This is a genomic window from Sediminibacterium sp. (assembly GCF_030695065.1).
In the GTDB taxonomy this organism is placed as follows: domain Bacteria; phylum Bacteroidota; class Bacteroidia; order Chitinophagales; family Chitinophagaceae; genus Sediminibacterium.
Genome location: NZ_JAUYTR010000016.1, coordinates 1 through 20,064, shown reverse-complemented (window position 1 = coordinate 20,064; position 20,064 = coordinate 1). Strand labels below are relative to the sequence as shown.

Genomic DNA, 20,064 nt, shown 5'->3' with positions numbered 1-20,064 from the left:
TGGTTCATATCGGGCAGACGAATATCTATTTAGCTTTTGTTTGTTATCTTCATCATCAGTTTTTCAATCATCATCGGTACCGGGCGGACGGAATACTAATTCCCGTACTTCGGCAAGCCCTGTCCGTTGTACGTCACCCTAAACGAAATTCCGCTCGCCTTCAAGTGACAAAAAGCATTCAATGCAAAGTCTCTTATGGGCGACCGCACATTGCAGCACATTTGTAAGGCACACAAAACCCAACGCACAAGCCAACCTTGCAAAAGAGCTGCAATCGCCAACACACGGTAAACAGTCTTATAATTCAGCCAGCCAAAATACACCATGCCCACCCATCACCCGTTATTTGTTGTGCTTTGTATCTTATATTGAGTTTTCTTAAGCTAACCTTAAGAAAGGGCTAAGCCATTCCAAAATACCATCACATCATCTTTGTAAAAAAAAATTACAATTATGATTTCCTCAACACATCTCCATGCAATGGTAGTCCACTTCCCCATTGCTTTATTAATGGTGGCATTTTTATTTGAAGTGACAAGCTACTTTTATAAAAAAGAATTCTTTCGTCAATCCGCATTTTACTTACTCGTACTAGGTATGCTGGGTACTGTAGTCTCTTATCTTGCGGGTAATGCTGCAGGAGAAGGAATGGAGGAAGGTCCATTAAACAAGGCAATGGAACTACATGAGCAAGCGGCAACAATTTCATTGTGGCTAACTATTATTACTGCTTTGCTGTATGGAGTGATTTATTTCTTGAAATTCAACAAAGGTTGGCTAAGAATTATTGGCTTTTTACTTTTTACTGGAGTGATAGGCAGTATTGCCAGAACAGGATATTTGGGAGGACAATTAGTATATAAACACGGTGCAGGTGTAGAACTTGCGTTGCCGGATTTTTCAAGCCCTGATGAGAAATAAGTACAACGGGTAATTTTTCTTTATCTTAACAACATGAGAATTTTTTTAGCAGAAGACGAGACAGCAATTGCAGGCTTTTTAAAAGAGGGCTTAGAAGAAGAAGGCTTTGCAGTTGATTTAGCTACCAATGGCAGAGAAGCTCTTGAAATGGCAATGGCTAATTTAAATGAGTATGATATTATACTACTGGACTGGATGATGCCCGGCGTTAGTGGTATAGAAATTTGCAGAAATATCCGCAAAGAAAACAAAGCTATCCCTGTTATTTTTTTAACTGCTAAAGATACAGTTGATGATACTGTTTTTGGACTAGAAGCCGGAGCCAATGATTATTTAAAAAAGCCCTTTGCATTTGAAGAATTATTAGCCCGTATAAGGGTGCTGCTGCGGAATAAAACAGGGGAGCAAAATATTTTTGAATCTGGGAACATACTATTGAATGCAGAAGCTCATCAGGTAACAAAAAACGGGCAAGCCGTTGAACTTACCCAAAAAGAATTTGCATTATTAGAATATCTACTGCGGAATAAAGGAAAGGTATGCAGACGCACAAGAATTATTGAAAAAATATGGGACATACATTTTGACAAGGACACTTCTGTTATTGATGTATTTATAAATGCACTGCGAAAAAAATTAGATACAAAAGATAGGGAATCATTCATTCAAACCATTCGTGGTGTAGGCTACCGTGTAAATGATAACTAATGAAACTTAGTTTTAAAAAACGTATTGCACTTTTTAATACACTTGCTGTAGCAACTACAACAGCTATAGTATTTATTATTATCTATTTAGTTGTACATGCAAGTTCTTACCGCCATCTTGATGGTGATATTTTACTTGAAAAAGAAGAAATATTAAACACACTTGACTGGAAAGCTGATAGTATCATCATCAACAAAATGCCCGAATGGGAAGAAGCTGAACATAAGAAAGTAGAAGTCAATCCAACTTTTATTCAAATAGTTGATAACAAGGATAAGATGATATTCAAATCGGCTAACCTACAATCGAATCATTTTTTATTTAACCCAGGCAACGAAAAAGGATATTTCTATAATACCCAGATTGATAAACAAAGACTTCGGCTTGGACAATTTCCTATTAAAAACGACGATGGAAAAATTATCGGTCAATTAACCGTTGGTGTCTCTCAACAAGAGTCATACTATGTATTGAACAATCTGCTTATTACCCTATGCATTTCTTTTCCCATTCTTTTGCTGGTACTTTATTGGGTTATCTATTTTGCAGCTTCAAAAGCTATAGCACCAGTTAATCAACTAATTCGTGCCGCTTCAGGCATTAATGATTCAAACATAGATACCCGTTTACCATTGCCAGAAAATGAAGATGAGATTTACCAGCTAGCAAGTACAATTAATGAATTATTGAGCAGGATAGACAGCAGCATTCAGCAACAAAAACAATTTACCGCCGATGCTTCGCATGAAATAAGGACACCGCTTGCCGCCATTCGTGGTACGCTGGAAGTATTGCTTCGCAAAAAAAGAGAGCCTGAGCAGTATGAAGAAAAAATAAAAGAAGTAATTAATCAAACAGACAGGCTTAATCACCTGCTCGACCAACTTTTGCAGCTTGCCCGTCTTGAATCTGGTTCCGTAAAAAAAGAACAACTTAATCTATATAAAATATTGAAAGAAGCCGAATTCAAATTCGACAAACAAATTCAGCAGAAAGGAATGCTTGTAAGCATATCTATTGCTGAATCCGTTTCGATACTTGCAGACAATTTTTTCTTTTCTGTAATCATAGATAATCTCGTTAGTAACGCTGTAAAATACGGTGTTGTTAATGGGAAAATTAGTTTTAATTGGGTTAATGACACTCACACCCTATCTATTACAAATGACAGCACCGGAATTACGCAACAACAATTACCGCTATTATTTAACCGGTTTTATCGTACCGATAATTCAAGAAATTCAATGATACCAGGCAGCGGTTTGGGGCTTGCCATTGTAAAAAAATTGGCAGACCTGCAACATATTACAATCGCTGTTAGCAGCACTTCGGGTAGCACTACATTCTCTCTGAAAATTCCTACATAATCTTTAGCCAATCTTAAGAAACTACAAAGGCATAGTAAAGGGCTGCAATAGCACCTTTGTTTTATAAATTATTCAAAAACATATAAAACAAAGTAAAATGAAAAAGCTATTAATTATCCCGGTAACAGTATTAGCCGCAGGAAGTATTTTTCTTGCTTCTTGTGGAAGCAACAATACAGATGCTGCAATGAAAGCCCCAGTACAGAATAATGCAGACACAGCCACCCAAAAGGCAACAAAAGAAAGTGGTGAAAATGAAGGAAAGGAGAACGAAGCAGAAGAGAATGAAAAAGATGAAAAGACTACTATTGCAAAACCTGCAAGCTATGTAACCAACACTGATGCAAAAACTACAGAAAACATGCAAGCTGCTTTCAAAGGTGAAACAACTGCCAGTGCAAAGTATGCGGCGTATTCAAAAAAAGCTGAGCAGGAAGGATACCATCAGATTGCTTTGCTGTTTAAGGCAGCTTCAACCGCAGAAAATATTCATGCTAAAAATCATAAAGCTGTATTGCAGGAATCTGGAGTAAGTGTTCCGGTTATCAAACCAGAGTTTACTGTTAAAACGACTAAAGAAAATTTACAGGATGCAATTACAGGTGAAACTTACGAGGTGACTACTATGTATCCTGAGTTTTTAACGGCAGCCAACGAAGCCGGTAATCAATTAGCGATGATAAGTTTAAATTATGCTTACAAGACAGAGAAAAAGCATAAAGTGTTTTATGAGGCAGCACTAACTGCTTTGCAAAACAATACAGTAAATACTTTGTCAACCGTATTCTATGTTTGCCCTACCTGTGGTAATACTTATGAAACAATAGCACCTGCCCGTTGCGGAATTTCAATGACAGGCGGCGAGAAATTTATTAAAATTACTTCACTTTAAAAATTACAACTATGAGCCAGGTACATTTGCATTTGCTTATCACACATCTTCCGGTTTTCGGTTCCATATTGGGTGCCCTTGTATTGAGCTATGGACTTTGGGTAAAGAGTAACCAAACAAAAAATGCGGCATATTTTATTTTCATTATTTCGGCAATTGGTGCAGGTATAGCTTATTTAACAGGTGAAGGTGCTGAAGAAGCAGTAGAAAAAATTCAAGGTGTATCAGAGAATATGATTAAGCTGCATGAAGACTCTGCGATGTATGCTTTGATTAGTTTGATTGCATTAGGAGTAATGTCAATAGTAGCCTTGGTAGTAAGCCGTTTTAAAATTTCGTTGATGAAATCAACATCCATAGTGGTTCTTATTATTTCGCTTGTAAGTTTTGGATTGGTTGCCAGAACAGGCTACCTTGGCGGACAGATAAGACACACTGAAATTGCCAACGGTGCCATTCAAAGCAATGGTAGTGCCGAAGGGGGAGAAAAGGATAATGATTAACAACACAGCCCCGTTTTAATATTCAGATATCACTAAATGAATCCTTCTTACGATTGAGGGATTCATTTTACATTTTAAAATCAATAATTAAATAATGGCTACTCTTTCAAATAAAAATCTTCAAACAGAAGTAGATGCTTGCTTTCTGTATAATAAATTGGCAGATGCCGAAACAGATGAAACGGTTGCAAATGTTTTCAGGCAAATGAGTACTATTGAAAAAAGTCATGCGGAAGCTTTTTTGAAAAAAATGCATCCTGATTCAATTACAGTATTTCCACCACCATCATTCCGGGCAAAGGCGCTTAATACTATCGGTAAAGTTTTTGGTTATGATTATGTGTTAGGAGTATTGATGGATACTGAAAAAAGTATTTCCTCTGCCGTTATTAATGCCAAAAATAAAAACAAGCTACCTATTACTGGCAGCGAAACCAATCATGTAAAAATCCTACGTTCACTTTTAGAAAATGAATCTAAAGTTACTGGAAGTAATGTGGCAAAATTTGAAAGCAGGCACCGCTCTGTTGGTGGCAATGCGTTAAGGGCAGCAGTACTGGGTGGTAATGACGGGTTGGTTTCTAATTTTAGTTTGGTAATGGGCATTGCCGGAGCAACCGCAGGCGGTTCAGGTGTTTTGTTAGCTGGTGTTGCAGGGCTATTAGCTGGTGCATTATCAATGGCTTTAGGTGAATGGATTTCTGTAAAAAGTTCACAGGAATTGCATGAAAACCAGATGCAGTTGGAAATGGATGAACTGGAAACAAATCCCGAAGGAGAACAAAAAGAACTGGCATTAATTTATATTGCTAAAGGCATACCGGAAGACCAGGCGAATGCAATGGCGGCTGAAATTATGCTGGATAAAAATCATGCACATGAAATATTGGTTAAAGAAGAATTGGGCATCAATGCAGAAGAACTGAAAGGCTCTGCTATGGAAGCTGCTGTTTATTCCTTTATACTTTTTGCTATTGGTGCAGTAATACCAGTGATTCCTTTTATGTTTACAAGTGGTATTACAGCAATAATTATTAGTGTTATCAGTAGTGCAGCAGGTTTATTTTTAATTGGCTCAGCCATCACCTTGTTTACAGGTAAAAGTATTTGGTTCTCTGGTTTCCGACAGGTAATATTTGGTTTGATTGCAGCAGCTATAACATTTGGTATTGGTAAATTGATTGGGGTTTCATTGGCGGGATAATGTTATCAAATATAAGTATAGTAAACGTATAGCCGAACCATCAAAAATTATTTTTAGACAATTTAATATTTGGAAAGCAGACACGAACTAGTGCTTTGACACCCAGACAACAATTTCAATGACACGACCAGACTAACAAGGCGACGCTTCAAGTCAGGCACATTTGCAAGGCACACAAAGCCGACACACAAAAGCCAACCTTGCAAAAGAGCCTGCCTTGTGCCAATGCACAGGCAACGCTCTGCGGGTGGACACAGACCCACATTATCGATGACAGCGGAGATAGGGCGAACGTACAACAGGGGGTTTGCCAAAATACGGGCGGACGGAAGTTATCTTCGGCTTGTTGTAATTCTATTGTGCTTCATATCGGGCTGGACATTATCTATTTAGCTTTTTGTTGTTAACTTCATCTTCAGTTTTTCAATCATCATCGGTACCGGGCGGACGGAATACTAATTCCCGTACTTCGGCAAGCCCTGTCCGTTGGCAGCAAGTGTAGAGAACGACACCACCCGACAGACAGACACGAACATAAGCGAGAAAAAAGTAAACCATTTTGACAGGCGACCAAAGACATAGAAATGATACAACAAATGGACAACGAGTAAACCGACACTCATTGCCGACCCTTCTGTGTTTTAATTTTTTTTCCACCGCACAAAAATTTTTGAAATTCTATGCCGCCCGCGTTTGGCACATTTGCCTTTGCCTGCCTGCGCACGAGCCAACCCGAAGGCAAAGTCAAAAGAGCCAAACCGCCAACGCTCTGTTTAGTGCAATGCCCCGATTAAACTTTTAGGGTGTGGATAAACCTTCAATCATAAAAAAATGTTATCTTTGTCCTTACGTTTAAGCGACTGAATGAAAAGAATAACTGTCATACTCTTAATGTTCCTTTACCTGATACCCGCTATCGGGATAACGGCATCGGCTCATTATTGTGTTGGCAAAGTAACATCAGTTTCCTTCAACCCCTTTGACACTAAACATACGTGTCCTTGTGGCAGCAAGAAAATGAAAAAGGATTGTTGCAAAGACGAAACCACTACCATTAAATTAGATGACAAACAGCAAAAGACGCAACTGGTTTCCTATAAAATTGTAAAGGTTACAGACTTTCAACCTGCCATTTCAACTAACCTGACTTTTGATTACAAAACTCCGCTTCTTTCAGCCGAGTTTGACCACAGCACACACCCGCCCGATGACTTAAAGCATCCGCTTTACATCCGTTATTGCGTTTTTCGTATTTGATTTTACTTTTTATGTTTTTTTAAGCCGACACTTTTTTAGTGTATCTGCTTGTTGTGCTTTTATCAGTGCAATACTTTAAGCATTTATTTCAAACTCATTATTCAAATCAAAATGAAAAACAATACCATCATCACAACATTATCATTTATCGTAATAATGTTTTTTGCTTCCTGCGGAAACAAAACATCTGAAAGCAAAACAGAAAAAACTGCTACGGAACAAACCGAAAATACCAGATACCAATGCCCCATGAAATGCGAGGGAGAAAAAACGTATGACAAACCCGGTCAATGCCCCGTTTGCAATATGGACTTGGAAAAAATAGAAGCTGTTCCTGACGACCATAAAGAACATGACCACAATCATTAGTTGCTTTGACAGGTATCAGTTTATGAAAGGGCATTTATTAAGTAATTCAAAAATTAAACTTAAAAATGGAACATGCAATTCACCACGACCATCATCAGCCAACGCATGATGCAGGCGGACATGATAAACACGCAGGACACAATGTTTCTGATTTTTGGAAACGGTTTATTATTTGTTCCATAGTTTCTATCCCTGTGCTTGCCTTATCGCACATGATACAATTGTGGTTAGGGTTTACGTTCGGTTTTACGGGTGATAAATATGTATTGGCAGCACTCTCCACATTCATTTTTGCTTATGGTGGTTATCCTTTTCTAAAAGGCTTATATGACGAAGTAAAAGACAAAGCCATTGGAATGATGACACTAATTGGTGTGGCTATTTCTGTTGCCTGGGCTTACAGTGTAGCTATAACTTTCGGTTTGCAGGGAATGGATTTCTATTGGGAAATGGCAACCCTGATAGACATTATGCTTATCGGACATTACTTTGAAATGAAGTCGGTAATGGGCGCTTCCCGTTCGCTTGAACTGCTTGTGAAAATGATGCCATCAACCGCACACCATTTAGTAAACGGACAAATACACGATATGCCTGTCAGCCATTTGAAAATCGGAGATATAATAATGGTAAAGCCGGGTGAAAAAGTTCCGGTTGATGGAATTGTAACAGAAGGCGAAAGTTACCTTGACGAGAGTATGCTTACAGGTGAAAGCAAACCTGCGAAAAAAGAAAAAGACAGCAAAGTGATTGGCGGGGCTGTAAACAGCAATGGTTCGCTCACGATAAAAGTAGTTAGCACCGGAAAAGACAGTTACCTCAACAAAGTAGTGAAGCTGGTAGAAGATGCTCAAAAAGTAAAATCCAAAACACAAAATTTTGCCGACAGAGCGGCAAAGGTTTTAACATTTGTTGCTTTAGGCGGTGGTGTAATAACGCTTGCGGTTTGGCTGCTTTTAGGTTTTCCTTTTGTGTTTGCATTGGAAAGAATGGTTACTGTTATGGTTATTTCTTGTCCCCATGCTTTAGGATTAGCCGTGCCTTTAGTTGTAGCTATTTCAACTTCCGTTTCTGCACAAAAGGGTTTGCTCATTCGCAACAGAACGGCTTTTGAAAATGCACGACTGATTACAACCATCATTTTTGATAAAACCGGAACGCTTACAAAAGGTTCGCATGAATTGCAGGAAGTGAAAGTCCTGAACAAAATTTTTGATGAAAAGGAATTGCTTCGGCTTGCATCAGGCATCGAACAACATTCGGAACATTATATCGCAACAGGTCTGATGCGAAAGGCCAAAGAATTGAACATTGCAATTCCAAAATCGGGAAACTTCAATTATATCCCCGGTAAAGGATTAGAAGGTATTGTTGAAGGAAAAGAAATTAAAGTAGTCGGGCCTAATTACCTGAAAGAACAAAACATCAGGATTGATGAAACGATTGATGAATTTACAGGCACTGTTGTTTATATCCTGATTGACAAAAATGTTGTGGGGTATTTTACTTTTTCAGACCAAATAAGAGAAAGTTCTTTTGAAGCTATTAAAATTTTGAAAGAAGCGGGAATTAAAAATTTGCTGCTTACAGGCGACAATGAAAAAGTAGCAAAAAAAGTAAACGATGAATTAAACATGGACGGCTTTTTAGCCAATGTATTGCCACATGATAAATTAGAGAAGGTAAAAGAACTTCAGGAGAAAGGCGAATATGTTGCCATGACAGGCGATGGCGTAAATGATGCCCCTGCTCTTGCACAGGCGGACGTGGGCATTGCCGTTGGGTCAGGAACAGATGTGGCAGCCGAAACAGCAGACATTATTTTGGTGAACTCCGACCCGAAAGATATTGCCAACCTGATTTTATTTGGCAAAACCACCTACAACAAAATGATACAAAACCTGTGGTGGGCAGCGGGTTATAATATTGTTGCGATACCACTTGCAGCAGGTGTTTTATATCAATGGAACATCATGCTTAGTCCAGCAGTGGGAGCAGTATTGATGAGTTTAAGCACAATTGTAGTTGCCATAAATGCACAACTTCTAAAAACAAAATTAACATGATAGAAAAAATAATTTCATGGTCAACGCATAACCGGTTCTTTGTTTGGATTGGCATTTTGCTTATTGTGGTGGGAGGTGTTTGGTCGGTAATGACTACTCCTGTGGATGCCATTCCCGACCTTTCCGAAAATCAGGTAATCGTTTATACCGAATGGATGGGGCGAAACCCAAAAATCATGGAAGACCAAATCACCTACCCTTTGGTTTCCAATTTGCAGGGTATTCCCAACATCAAAGCCATTCGTGCCGCATCCATGTTCGGCATGAGTTTCATCTTCGTCATTTTTAATGACGATGCAGAAATCTACTGGGCGCGAACACGTGTGTTGGAACGTTTAAACTTCGCACAAAAAGCATTACCGCAAGGCGTAACGCCAACACTTGGTCCCGATGGAACAGGCGTTGGTCATGTGTTTTGGTATACACTTCAGGGTGATGGCTACGATTTAGGTGAATTACGAGCCGTGCAGGACTGGTATGTAAAGTTCGCTCTGCAAAATGTAGAAGGCGTAAGCGAAGTCGCCTCTTTCGGTGGTTTTCAAAAACAATATCAGGTCAGTATCAATCCGCACAAGTTGGTTTATTACGGCATATCTGCAATGGATGTGGCAAGCGCATTGAAAGCAAACAACCGCGATGTGGGTGGCAGCATTTACGAAATGAACCGCATGGGTTACATGCTTAGAGGTTTGGGCTACATTAAGGATATTAAAGACATAGAAGAAATTTCAGTTGGCGCATACAAATCAACTCCCATAAAACTGAAAGATGTGGCTGATGTGCAAATGAGCAGCGACATCCGTTTGGGCATTGTGGATGAGAACGGAGAAGGCGAAGTAGTAGGTGGTGTAGTGGTTGCACGTTATGGCGAAAATGCCAAAGAAGTAATTGACCGTGTAAAAGAAAGATTAGGTGATGTAGAAAAAGGTTTGCCCCCCGGTGTAAAAATTAAAGTTGCTTACGACCGAAGCGATTTGATTGAAGCGGCTGTTGCCACACTCAAAGAAGCATTGATTGAAGAAATTATTGTTGTTTCTCTTGTCGTTTTGTTGTTTCTCTTTCATGTGCGAAGCGCAGTAGTGGCAATTGTTACTATTCCACTATCGGTGCTGATTGGTTTTATGTTGGTGAAATTGTTTGGCATATCACTCAACATTATGTCGTTAGGCGGAATTGCTTTGGCAATAGGTGATTTGGTAGATGCCGGAATTGTAATGACCGAAAACGCTTACAAAGGATTAGTAAAAGCAGCTTTAAAAACAGACGACTAATGGAAAAACAAAGAATAGGAAATACAAAAGAACTAAGCGAAGAAGAGCGCATCAAAATTATTGAACGCTCATCGCGCACCGTTGGAAGAGCCGTTTTCTTTTCCATTTTAGTAACACTCATTTCTTTCGCCCCAATTCTTTTTTTAGAAGGGCAAGAGAAAAAACTGTTCTCTCCATTGGTGTTTACAAAAACATTTGTAATGATTGGCTCTGCTATTGTTGCGCTGTTCATCGTGCCAATGTTGCTTCGTTCATTAATGAAAGGTAAACTCATTCCCGAAAGCAGAAATCCTGTTGCCAATTTCTTCATCAAAATTTACAGCCCCGTTTTGCGCTTGTGCCAGCGTTGGAAAAAAACAGTCATTGCCATTTCTGTTTTAATTGTGTTGGGCAGCATTCCTTTTGTGTTGCGTTTAGGTTCAGAGTTTATGCCACCTTTAGATGAAGGTTCATTGTTGTTCATGCCTGTTACATTGCCTGACGTTTCCAACAACGAAGCCAAACGCATTTTGCAGGTGCAGGACAAACTCATTATGTCCGTTCCAGAAGTTAAAAATGTGTTGGGCAAAGCGGGAAGGGCATATACGGCTACCGACAACGCTCCCATGAGCATGATTGAAAGTATCATTTTACTGAAACCAAAATCAGAATGGCGCAAGGGAATGACTACCGAGAAACTGATTACTGAATTGAATGAGAAAGTGCAAATCCCCGGTGTTACCAGCGGTTGGACACAGCCCATCATCAATCGTATCAATATGCTTTCAACAGGTGTGCGGACAGACATCGGTATTAAAATTTACGGACAGGAATTAGACACCATTTACAGCATCGCAAGGCAAATTGAAAAATCTTTACAGGGCATAGACGGGCTTGCCGACTTATATGTAGAGCAACTTACAGGCGGAAAATATTTGGACGTAAAAATAAAGCGCGAAGAAATTGCCCGTTACAATCTTTCCATTGAAGAAGTAAACATGCTCATTGAAATGGCTTTGGGCGGAATGCCTGTAACCAATACAGTAGAGGGCAGACAGCGTTTCAGCGTGTCCATGCGTTTGGCGCAGGATTTCAGAAAAGACATATCAGAGATAAAACGCACCCCCATTCAAACAGTCAACTATGGTGTTGTTCCTCTTTCGGCTGTGGCTGATTTGGAAATTACAGAAGGTCCGCCAATGATAAATTCTGAAAATGCCATGCTGCGCGGAACGGTTTTATTCAATGTGCGGGGCAGAGACATGGGCAGTGTGGTAGGTGATGCAAAAAAGAAAATAGAGGAAAACTTTAAAATACTGCCAAAAGGTTATTATATCAACTGGAGCGGACAGTATGAAAGTAAAGTCCGTGCAGAAAAGCGTTTGAAAATCATCATCCCCATTACGCTTTTGATAATTGCTTTCGTGCTCTATTTCACTTTTCATTCTGCCAAAGAAATGCTCATTGTCCTTTCCAGTATTCCCATTGCCTTAATCGGAGGCGTGTATTCCATGTATTTTTTTGAAGTGAATTTTTCAGTTGCCGTTGCAGTAGGTTTCATTGCCCTTTTCGGCATTGCAGTAGAAACAGGCGTGTTAATGCTCGTTTACATGAATGAAGCTATTCACGATGCAGTGGATAAAAAGGGAAGCGCGGAACTTTCACAGGAAGAAGTTCAGACTGCCGTTTTCTCAGGCGCAGTAATGCGTGTCCGCCCCAAACTCATGACGGTAATGGCTGACATGATTGGACTATTGCCTATCTTATTTGCAACAGGCGTTGGAAGCGATGTAATGAAACCTATCACCATTCCATTTGTGTTCGGGCTGATCACTTCCACTCTTTTTGTATTGATCGTGCTGCCGGTGGTTTATCAAATGGTGAAAGAATACGAATTGAAAAAACATGGAAAAGTAGAATATTTAGAAAACATAGATTAATGAAAACAATAAACGCACATACAATCTCTGTATCAGAACTTATCACTCAGCTTGACAGTGATAAAGAAAAAGGATTGAATGCTCTTGAGGCAACAAACCGTTTTGAAAAATACGGCAGCAACACCATTCAATCCGATAAGGGAAAACATCCACTAAAAATAATTTTGGCACAATTCAACAACCTCATGGTGTATCTGTTGCTTTTTGCAGCCGCTATGTCATTTTGGTTTCAGGAGTATTTAGACACAACTGCTATTCTTCTTGTCATTTTGATTAATGCCATCATTGGTTTTTGGATGGAAATGCAGGCGCAACGCTCCATGAATGCACTTAAAAAGATGGCAAGCGTTCCTGCAAAAGTTTTTCGGGATGGCAAGCTCAAGGAAATTTCATCCGAAGAAGTCGTTCCGGGCGATATATTATTTGTAGAGGCTGGCGATATGATTACTGCTGATGCAAGAATAATTAATGCAACGCAGCTTTCGGTGAATGAAGCATCGCTCACAGGAGAAGCAATGCCCGTTGAGAAAATCGCAAACGAACTTTCGGAAGATGTGCCGCTTGCCGACCGAAACAACATGCTGCACAAAGGCACTTTTGTTACCAACGGAAATACAACTGCATTGGTGACAGCTACAGGCATGCAAACCGAATTGGGAAAAATTGCCCATCTCGTGCAAGGTGCCGAGCAATCAGCCACACCGCTCGAAAAAAAGTTACAGGTTTTTAGCCATAAACTCATTTACATCACAGTTGCTTTGGTAGTGCTGATTTTCATTGTCGGAATGTTCACGCATGGCGATTATGTGGAAATGCTCGAAACCGCTATTGCCCTTGCCGTAGCAGCCATACCCGAAGGTCTTCCCATTGTAGCAACACTCGCATTAGCGCAGGGCATGATGAAAATGGCAAAGCACAATGTGATTGTGAAGAAACTTTCAGCAGTAGAAACTTTAGGCGGCACAACGGTAATCTGCACCGACAAAACAGGAACACTAACACAAAATAAAATTGAGGTTACAGACTTAATCCCTGCTGATAAAACTTCTGAAAAAAACGAACAAATAATGCAGCAAATCGCTGTTTTGTGCAACACGGCTTCCATACAAATTACGGAGAACGACATCACTGAAATTGGCGACCCACTCGAAACAGGGTTGTTGAAATACGCACATAAAAAAGGGAATGACTTTGAGCAATTACGACAGCAGTTTCCTAAAATAGATGAAATTCCTTTTTCATCGGAAACAAAAATGATGGCTACCCTTCATAACAGCAACAATGGCTTTGTTGTGTATGCCAAAGGCGCGGCTGAAGAGATACTCAAACAATGCAGTCATATTCTACTCGGTTCTCAACCCCAAATACTAAATGATGAAACAAGAATTTGTTGGAAAGAAAAATCGGAACAATTGGCAGCATCCGGTTTACGGGTAATAGCCGGAGCATATAAGGAAGCATCCTCAAAAGATATTTCACTTACCACCGATATGGTTTTTGCGGGGCTTTACGGCATGATGGACCCGCCTGCCGAAGATGTGTTTGATGCTATCCATGAATGTAAGGATGCCGGCATTAAAGTGGTGATGATTACAGGCGACCATCCCGCTACTGCCAATTACATTGCTAATCAATTAGGCATTTCTGAAAACAATGCCCCAATTGTCGGAAAAGAAATGCAACCCGCATCCCAATTGAGCGAAAAAGAAAAACAGAATTGGCTCAATACTTCTGTTTTTGCGAGAGTAACGCCCACTCACAAATTGGATTTGGTAACCGTATTGCAAGAGAAAGGAAATATTGTGGGTATGACAGGCGATGGCGTAAATGATGCCCCGGCTCTCAAAAAAGCAGACATCGGCATTGCAATGGGAGTGAGAGGAACACAAGTGGCTCAGGAAGTTTCCGACATGGTATTGAAAGACGACAAATTTTCTTCTATTGTTCACGCCATTAAGCAAGGTCGGGTCATTTTCAAAAACATTCAGGAATTTGTGATTTACCTGCTTTCCTGCAACATGAGCGAACTGTTTGTAGTTTCTTTAGCCGCTTTGTCCAATCTGCATTTTCAGTTAATTCCGTTGCAAATACTTTTTATTAATCTGGTAACAGATGTATTGCCTGCACTTGCTTTGGGAGTGAGTGATGGAAGCCCCTTTGTAATGAAACACAAGCCCCGAAATCCTGCTGAACCGCTTTTAAAAACACGCCAGTGGTATGCTGTGTGGATTTATGCGGCAATCATTTCCGTATGCACTTTGGGAGCAGTTTTCTTCAGTCATTTGGTTTTACACACCGGTGAACGCTTTGACCCGAAATTGTGCAACAACATTTTATTCTTCACACTTATATTTTGCCAGTTGTTTCATGTGTTCAACATGGCATCGGTTAAAACATCTTTCTTCAAATCCGAAGTATTTCGCAATAAATATGTATGGTATGCTTTATCGTCCTGTGTTCTCATCATACTATCCGTATTTTTCATTGCACCTGTCGGCAAAGCATTAAATGTTCAGCCGCTTAAAGCAGAAGACTGGTTGTTGGTTATTGCTTCTGCTCTCCTTTCACTGTTGGTTATTCAAATTTTAAAACGCACAAATATTATTCACGATGAAGATTAATGAAGAAAATATAAATATCACTAAAGCATCCGGGCTTAAAGTTCCTTTTAATAAGGGTAAGTTGAAACAATCACTTATGCGTTCTGGTGCAAACAGTGAACAAGCTGACGAAGTAGTTAGTGAAGTAATGGAAATGCTGGTAGAGGGAATGTCTACACGCAAGATTTACAAAACGGCATTTCGCCTACTACGAAATGTTTCCCGTCCGATGGCGGCACGATATAAACTCAAACACGCTATTATGGAATTAGGCCCCTCCGGTTTCCCTTTTGAACAATTCGTGGCGGAACTATTGAAACATAAAGGTTACAAAACACAAGTAGGAGTGATTGTAAAAGGGCATTGCGTAAATCACGAAGTGGATGTAATTGCTGAAAAAGACAAGCATCATTTTATGATTGAGTGCAAATTCCATAACCGTCAGGGTTACTCGTCCGATGTAAAAATTCCGCTTTACATACAGTCAAGATTTTTAGATGTAGAAACGTCATGGAAACAGTTGGATGGTCATGCCGAAAAATTTCATCAGGGTTGGGTGGTAACAAACACCCGCTTTTCAGAAGATGCAGCACAATACGGAAGGTGCATGAATATGAATTTGGTGGGTTGGGATTACCCGAAAAATAATGGGTTGAAAGATTGGATTGATGGTTCGGGCTTACATCCGGTAACCTGCCTTACCACCCTTACACAAAAAGAGAAGCAACAATTATTAGATAGAAAAATAGTGCTGTGTAAAACCATGCACCATAATCATGCTTTATTGGAAAGTATTGGAATTAAACAACCCAGACTACAAAAAGTGATGGAGGAGTGTTCCGCCTTATGCGAAATATTTTCAAAAACTATCAGTTTATAAAATATGCACGAACTGCTTAACACCATTTTTTCTCCGTTTATACTCAGCTTAATTGTGTCTGCTGGAGTCGGTTTAATTATTGGGCTTGAACGTGAGTTTGATATACTTTCCGGTAACGAGCATTTTGCAGGGTTAAGAACATTTGTATTAGTAGCAATACTTGGCTGTGTAGTAACCTATTTGGCTACCGAGTTCAATTTTAATATCCTATTAGTGACAATTCCTTCCATTTTTCTTTTCATTAGTGTCTTCCACTTTTCCAAAGTCAGAAAAGAGAATTTCGGCCTTGTAACTGAATTCTCGTTGTTATTGGTCTTCTTTTTAGGCGTACTCGCTTCTTTACATTTAATAAAAGAAGCATTGGCTATCGCAGTTATCACCGCCACACTATTAACATTTAAAAATAAGTTCAAAGCCACTGTAAAGCAAATCACTCAAGAAGAGCTGTATGCCTTTATACGGTTTGCTATAATTTCACTTTTAATCCTTCCTTATTTACCAAATGAAAGTTTTGGTCCGGCTGAACTTATAAATCCACAAAGCATAGGTTTCGTTATAGTCATTGTCTCCTCATTAAGTTTTGTAGGTTACTTTATCATTAAATTTTTTGGTGCAGAAAAAGGCATCATGTTTACGGCATTCTTCGGAGGAACATTTTCCAGCACAGCCGTTACCTGGATTTTCAGCACAAAAAGTAAAGAGAATACCAATCTGTCATTGCAATACGCAGCAGGAATCCTTATTGCCTGTGCTGTAATGTTTGTGAGAGTAACCTTAGTAGCCGCTTTGTTTAATATAGAAGTATTTAAGTGGTTACTTATTCCTTGTTTATTGATGGCCGGTAGCAGTGTAGGGTATGCCTATTATATTTTAAGAACGAAAGCATCAAATTCTGCTTCTTTAGGCGAGAACATTCAATTGGGAAATCCATTAGACCTGATTAATGCGGCTATGTTCGGACTTCAATATATTGCCATAACACTCATTGTTTATTATGCCAACGAGTCTCTTGGAACAAAAGGACTTTTCATATCAGGCATTATTTCGGGATTAGCAGATGTGGATGCCATTAACATCAGTGCCTCTAAATTAAGTTTAGTTCAAATCACTCCGGCAATGGCTGCTATTGTAATTCTATTAGCAGTAATCAGCAATACGTTTTTTAAAATGGGCGAATGCATTTTAAAAGGAACTGCCGTATTGCGCAAACAAGTTGTTATTGCCTTAATACCTGCTATAATAATTGCTTTCATAAGTATTAGCATCATTTACATAAATCAGTCAACATGAAAAATTTAAAACTTACCCAAATTAAAACCACATCCCCTAAAGATGCGGAAAAGAAAAAATCAAGAAAGGATTTGCTCAAATTGCACAAGGATATTTATGCTTTGCAACATTTGTTTTATGCATCTCATTCTAAAAGTTTACTCATTGTATTTCAAGGAATGGATACTGCCGGAAAAGATGGCGTAATACGCAATGTTTTCAATTGCACTAATCCTTTGGGTGTTCGCGCAACTTCATTTAAAGCTCCTTGCGACATGGAGCGTGAGCACGATTACATGTGGCGAATTTTTCAAAAGCTCCCCGAAAAAGGAATGATACAAATTTTCAATCGTTCACACTATGAAGATATTCTTGTTCCCACCATTCAGAAATCACTATCAAAAAATAAGATAGATAAGCGATACCTCTTTATCAATGCCTTTGAAGAATACCTTATAGAGAACGATACAGATATAATCAAATTCTTTCTGCACATCAGTCCGGAAGAGCAAATAGAAAGGATAAAAAAACGATTGAAAAATCCACTTAAAAAATGGAAGTATTCGGATGAAGACTTAAAATCATCAAAAAAGTGGAATGATTATATGGAAGTATATGAAAGCATTCTAAACAGATGTAATAAAATTCCTTGGACGATTGTTCCATCTGACGACAAATGGCATAGAGACTTTGCGGTAGCATCGATCATTAAGGAAAAATTGGAGTCAATGCATTTATCTTTTCCAATGCAAAACACGATAACGAAAAAGGATAAATCTGTAGCAACTGATAACAAAAAGAATTAAAAAATATGAGCAACATCAAAATAAAATTTCTCGGAGCAGCCGGAACAGTAACCGGCTCTAAATATCTTATTACTGCATTCGGAAAGAACATCCTTATTGATTGTGGACTTTTTCAAGGTTTGAAAGAATTACGGCTTTTGAATTGGGAACCATTGAGTTTTCCACCCGCCCAGATTGATGTTGTTTTACTTACCCATGCACACCTTGACCATACAGGCTACCTTCCCCGATTGGTTAAAGAGGGTTTTACCGGAAATATCATTGGCACATCGCCCACATTGCAGGTTGCCGAAATAATTTTAAAAGACAGTGCAAAAATTCAGGAAGAAGATGCCGTGAGAGCAAACAAGTTTCATTATTCCAAACACAAACCCGCTTTGCCTCTTTACGGCTTGCCGGAAGTGGAAAATACTTTACCGCTTTTTCAACAACAACCGCTCAATGAATGGATAAACATTAACGAGCATATCCGATACCGTTTCCGATACAACGGGCACATTATTGGAGCTACATTTATTGAATTACAACTTGGCGATAAAACATTGGTTTTTTCCGGTGACATTGGCAGAGAGATAGACCCGCTTTTGTTTCCACCTGATAGGCCTGAAAAAGCAAATATACTATTTGTTGAAGCCACTTATGGGAACCGCCTTCATCCTGCCGAACCAGCTATCAACAGCTTGGAAATACTTATTAATCGGTGTATGGCAAGAAACGGCACTATCATCATACCCAGCTTTTCGGTAGAGCGGACACAGTTACTCATGTATCTGTTTTGGCAGTTAAAAAAGACCAATAAAATTCCCGATATACCTATTTATATGGATAGTCCTATGGGAAGAAATGTTTTGGAAGTTTTTCATAGAAATACAGATTGGCATAAACTCTCCACCGATGAATGTTCTGAAATGTGTAACACCATAAAGCGTATTAAAAGTGTTGATGAAACTTTTGCACTTGCAGAAGACAATACACCTAAAATAATTATTGCCGGAAGCGGAATGGCGGCAGGAGGCAGAGTGCTTACTTACTTTGAAAAATACTTAGGCGATGAAAGCGCAACTATTCTGTTGGTTGGCTTTCAGGCGGAAGGAACAAGAGGAAGAGCTTTACTTGAAGGTGCATCTGAAATCAAGATGAGAGGTAAATTCTATGCAGTAAAAGCTCATATTGAAAATATTGAAGGATTATCCGGTCATGCCGACCAAAATGGATTGATTGACTGGATGAGAAAACTGCAATCCAAACCGGATAAAATTTTTATTGTCCACAGCGAAGCGGATGGCGCAAAGGGATTGCAGGAAAAAATAAAAGAAGTTTATAAATGGGATAGTGAAATTCCTGTCCTTAATCAGAAAGAAGAATTTGAATTAAAGAATTGACATCTATGAAACACAAAGAAATCATAACAAATTGGAATGTAATTACCGGAGGACCCTGCACAGGAAAAACGACAGTGGTAAACTTGCTTGCACAAAGGGGTTACAAAACCACTATTGAACACGCAAGACATTATATTGACACACAACAAATAAGAGGACGCACAGTTGAGGAAATCAGAGAAAACAAAAAAGAATTTCAGTTAGGAGTTCTGAACATGCAGATTGAAGAAGAAGGAACGTTAGATGTTAACGAAATGGTGTTTTTAGACCGCGCGTTGCCCGATGCAATGGCTTACTATCAGTTCTTGGGATTGGAATATGACGATAGGTTAATAGAACAGTGTAATAAATATTGTTACAAACATGTATTTATACTAGACCGCCTTCCGCTCACTAATGACTATGCCCGATTAGAAGACGAAGCAGAACAAATCCGAATTCATAACCTGATAATAAAAGTGTATGAATCCTTCCCTTGCCCTATTGTTCATGTTCCTGTTCTTCCACCAGAAGAACGGGTTGATTTCATTTTAAAAAATCTTTAAATCATGAAAAAAATAATCATAGCAATTGGATTTGTTTTCGGTCTGCAACCAATTCAGGCACAGGATACATCTTACATATCACTGGAAAAATTGTTGCAGCAGGTG

At 39.2% G+C, this 20,064-nt stretch carries 16 protein-coding genes; all 16 read left to right on the top strand.

The features are described from left to right. Positions 1 to 453: 453 nt before the first annotated feature. The 16 genes from Q8S25_RS07010 to Q8S25_RS06935 all read left to right on the top strand — a co-directional run bounded on the left by Q8S25_RS07010 (position 454) and on the right by Q8S25_RS06935 (position 19,959). Positions 454 to 921, top strand: coding sequence for a DUF2231 domain-containing protein (locus tag Q8S25_RS07010; protein WP_305536186.1), 468 nt, complete (start codon positions 454 to 456; stop codon positions 919 to 921). Positions 922 to 954: 33 nt separating this feature from the next. Continuing rightward, positions 955 to 1,629: a response regulator transcription factor gene (locus Q8S25_RS07005; protein ID WP_305536184.1), complete on the top strand. Its 675-nt coding sequence runs from the start codon at positions 955 to 957 to the stop codon at positions 1,627 to 1,629. Further along, a complete protein-coding gene (locus Q8S25_RS07000) occupies positions 1,629 to 2,996 on the top strand; it encodes a cell wall metabolism sensor histidine kinase WalK (RefSeq protein ID WP_305536182.1) in 1,368 nt (455 codons plus the stop codon). The genes Q8S25_RS07005 and Q8S25_RS07000 overlap by 1 nt, the downstream gene beginning before the upstream one ends. 97 nt (positions 2,997 to 3,093) lie before the next feature. Continuing rightward, positions 3,094 to 3,888 (top strand): rubrerythrin family protein, encoded by a 795-nt coding sequence (locus Q8S25_RS06995; RefSeq protein ID WP_305536180.1) that lies wholly within the window; start codon positions 3,094 to 3,096, stop codon positions 3,886 to 3,888. Between the two features lie 11 nt (positions 3,889 to 3,899). After that, positions 3,900 to 4,391: a hypothetical protein gene (locus tag Q8S25_RS06990; RefSeq protein WP_305536177.1), complete on the top strand. Its 492-nt coding sequence runs from the start codon at positions 3,900 to 3,902 to the stop codon at positions 4,389 to 4,391. A 94-nt stretch (positions 4,392 to 4,485) separates the two neighbouring features. Further along, entirely contained in the window at positions 4,486 to 5,595 is a 1,110-nt protein-coding gene (locus tag Q8S25_RS06985) for a VIT1/CCC1 transporter family protein (RefSeq protein WP_305536175.1), read from the top strand. Between the two features lie 1,368 nt (positions 5,596 to 6,963). Beyond that, positions 6,964 to 7,221, top strand: coding sequence for a heavy metal-binding domain-containing protein (locus tag Q8S25_RS06980; protein ID WP_305536173.1), 258 nt, complete (start codon positions 6,964 to 6,966; stop codon positions 7,219 to 7,221). A gap of 65 nt (positions 7,222 to 7,286) precedes the next feature. Further along, positions 7,287 to 9,287 (top strand): copper-translocating P-type ATPase, encoded by a 2,001-nt coding sequence (locus tag Q8S25_RS06975; RefSeq protein WP_305536171.1) that lies wholly within the window; start codon positions 7,287 to 7,289, stop codon positions 9,285 to 9,287. After that, entirely contained in the window at positions 9,284 to 10,558 is a 1,275-nt protein-coding gene (locus Q8S25_RS06970) for an efflux RND transporter permease subunit (RefSeq protein WP_305536169.1), read from the top strand. Before Q8S25_RS06975 ends, Q8S25_RS06970 begins: the two co-directional genes overlap by 4 nt. Next, positions 10,558 to 12,477 carry an efflux RND transporter permease subunit gene (locus tag Q8S25_RS06965; protein WP_305536167.1) on the top strand — a complete coding sequence of 640 codons (1,920 nt, stop codon included), beginning with the start codon at positions 10,558 to 10,560 and terminating at the stop codon, positions 12,475 to 12,477. The genes Q8S25_RS06970 and Q8S25_RS06965 overlap by 1 nt, the downstream gene beginning before the upstream one ends. Continuing rightward, a complete protein-coding gene (locus Q8S25_RS06960; protein ID WP_305536165.1) occupies positions 12,477 to 15,098 on the top strand; it encodes a cation-translocating P-type ATPase in 2,622 nt (873 codons plus the stop codon). Before Q8S25_RS06965 ends, Q8S25_RS06960 begins: the two co-directional genes overlap by 1 nt. Beyond that, the gene (locus Q8S25_RS06955; RefSeq protein WP_305536163.1) at positions 15,088 to 15,957 is read left to right on the top strand and encodes a restriction endonuclease; all 870 of its coding nucleotides are present in this window, start codon (positions 15,088 to 15,090) and stop codon (positions 15,955 to 15,957) included. The genes Q8S25_RS06960 and Q8S25_RS06955 overlap by 11 nt, the downstream gene beginning before the upstream one ends. 3 nt (positions 15,958 to 15,960) lie before the next feature. Further along, on the top strand, positions 15,961 to 17,247 hold the full coding sequence (locus tag Q8S25_RS06950) for an MgtC/SapB family protein (RefSeq protein ID WP_305536161.1): 1,287 nt from the start codon (positions 15,961 to 15,963) through the stop codon (positions 17,245 to 17,247). Beyond that, positions 17,244 to 18,032 carry a PPK2 family polyphosphate kinase gene (locus Q8S25_RS06945; RefSeq protein WP_305536159.1) on the top strand — a complete coding sequence of 263 codons (789 nt, stop codon included), beginning with the start codon at positions 17,244 to 17,246 and terminating at the stop codon, positions 18,030 to 18,032. The genes Q8S25_RS06950 and Q8S25_RS06945 overlap by 4 nt, the downstream gene beginning before the upstream one ends. Positions 18,033 to 18,037: 5 nt before the next feature. Continuing rightward, the gene (locus Q8S25_RS06940; protein WP_305536157.1) at positions 18,038 to 19,414 is read left to right on the top strand and encodes an MBL fold metallo-hydrolase RNA specificity domain-containing protein; all 1,377 of its coding nucleotides are present in this window, start codon (positions 18,038 to 18,040) and stop codon (positions 19,412 to 19,414) included. 5 nt (positions 19,415 to 19,419) lie between these two features. Beyond that, positions 19,420 to 19,959 (top strand): ATP-binding protein, encoded by a 540-nt coding sequence (locus tag Q8S25_RS06935; protein ID WP_305536155.1) that lies wholly within the window; start codon positions 19,420 to 19,422, stop codon positions 19,957 to 19,959. Positions 19,960 to 20,064 lie beyond the last annotated feature (105 nt).

Coding starts and splice junctions, on each gene's coding strand:
- Q8S25_RS06945 (WP_305536159.1), top strand. CDS start 17,244: ATGAAAAATTTAAAACTTACCCAAATTAAAACCACATCCCCTAAAGAT.
- Q8S25_RS06955 (WP_305536163.1), top strand. CDS start 15,088: ATGAAGATTAATGAAGAAAATATAAATATCACTAAAGCATCCGGGCTT.
- Q8S25_RS06970 (WP_305536169.1), top strand. CDS start 9,284: ATGATAGAAAAAATAATTTCATGGTCAACGCATAACCGGTTCTTTGTT.
- Q8S25_RS07005 (WP_305536184.1), top strand. CDS start 955: ATGAGAATTTTTTTAGCAGAAGACGAGACAGCAATTGCAGGCTTTTTA.
- Q8S25_RS07000 (WP_305536182.1), top strand. CDS start 1,629: ATGAAACTTAGTTTTAAAAAACGTATTGCACTTTTTAATACACTTGCT.
- Q8S25_RS06985 (WP_305536175.1), top strand. CDS start 4,486: ATGGCTACTCTTTCAAATAAAAATCTTCAAACAGAAGTAGATGCTTGC.
- Q8S25_RS06950 (WP_305536161.1), top strand. CDS start 15,961: ATGCACGAACTGCTTAACACCATTTTTTCTCCGTTTATACTCAGCTTA.
- Q8S25_RS06975 (WP_305536171.1), top strand. CDS start 7,287: ATGGAACATGCAATTCACCACGACCATCATCAGCCAACGCATGATGCA.
- Q8S25_RS06935 (WP_305536155.1), top strand. CDS start 19,420: ATGAAACACAAAGAAATCATAACAAATTGGAATGTAATTACCGGAGGA.
- Q8S25_RS06965 (WP_305536167.1), top strand. CDS start 10,558: ATGGAAAAACAAAGAATAGGAAATACAAAAGAACTAAGCGAAGAAGAG.
- Q8S25_RS06960 (WP_305536165.1), top strand. CDS start 12,477: ATGAAAACAATAAACGCACATACAATCTCTGTATCAGAACTTATCACT.
- Q8S25_RS06990 (WP_305536177.1), top strand. CDS start 3,900: ATGAGCCAGGTACATTTGCATTTGCTTATCACACATCTTCCGGTTTTC.
- Q8S25_RS07010 (WP_305536186.1), top strand. CDS start 454: ATGATTTCCTCAACACATCTCCATGCAATGGTAGTCCACTTCCCCATT.
- Q8S25_RS06940 (WP_305536157.1), top strand. CDS start 18,038: ATGAGCAACATCAAAATAAAATTTCTCGGAGCAGCCGGAACAGTAACC.
- Q8S25_RS06980 (WP_305536173.1), top strand. CDS start 6,964: ATGAAAAACAATACCATCATCACAACATTATCATTTATCGTAATAATG.
- Q8S25_RS06995 (WP_305536180.1), top strand. CDS start 3,094: ATGAAAAAGCTATTAATTATCCCGGTAACAGTATTAGCCGCAGGAAGT.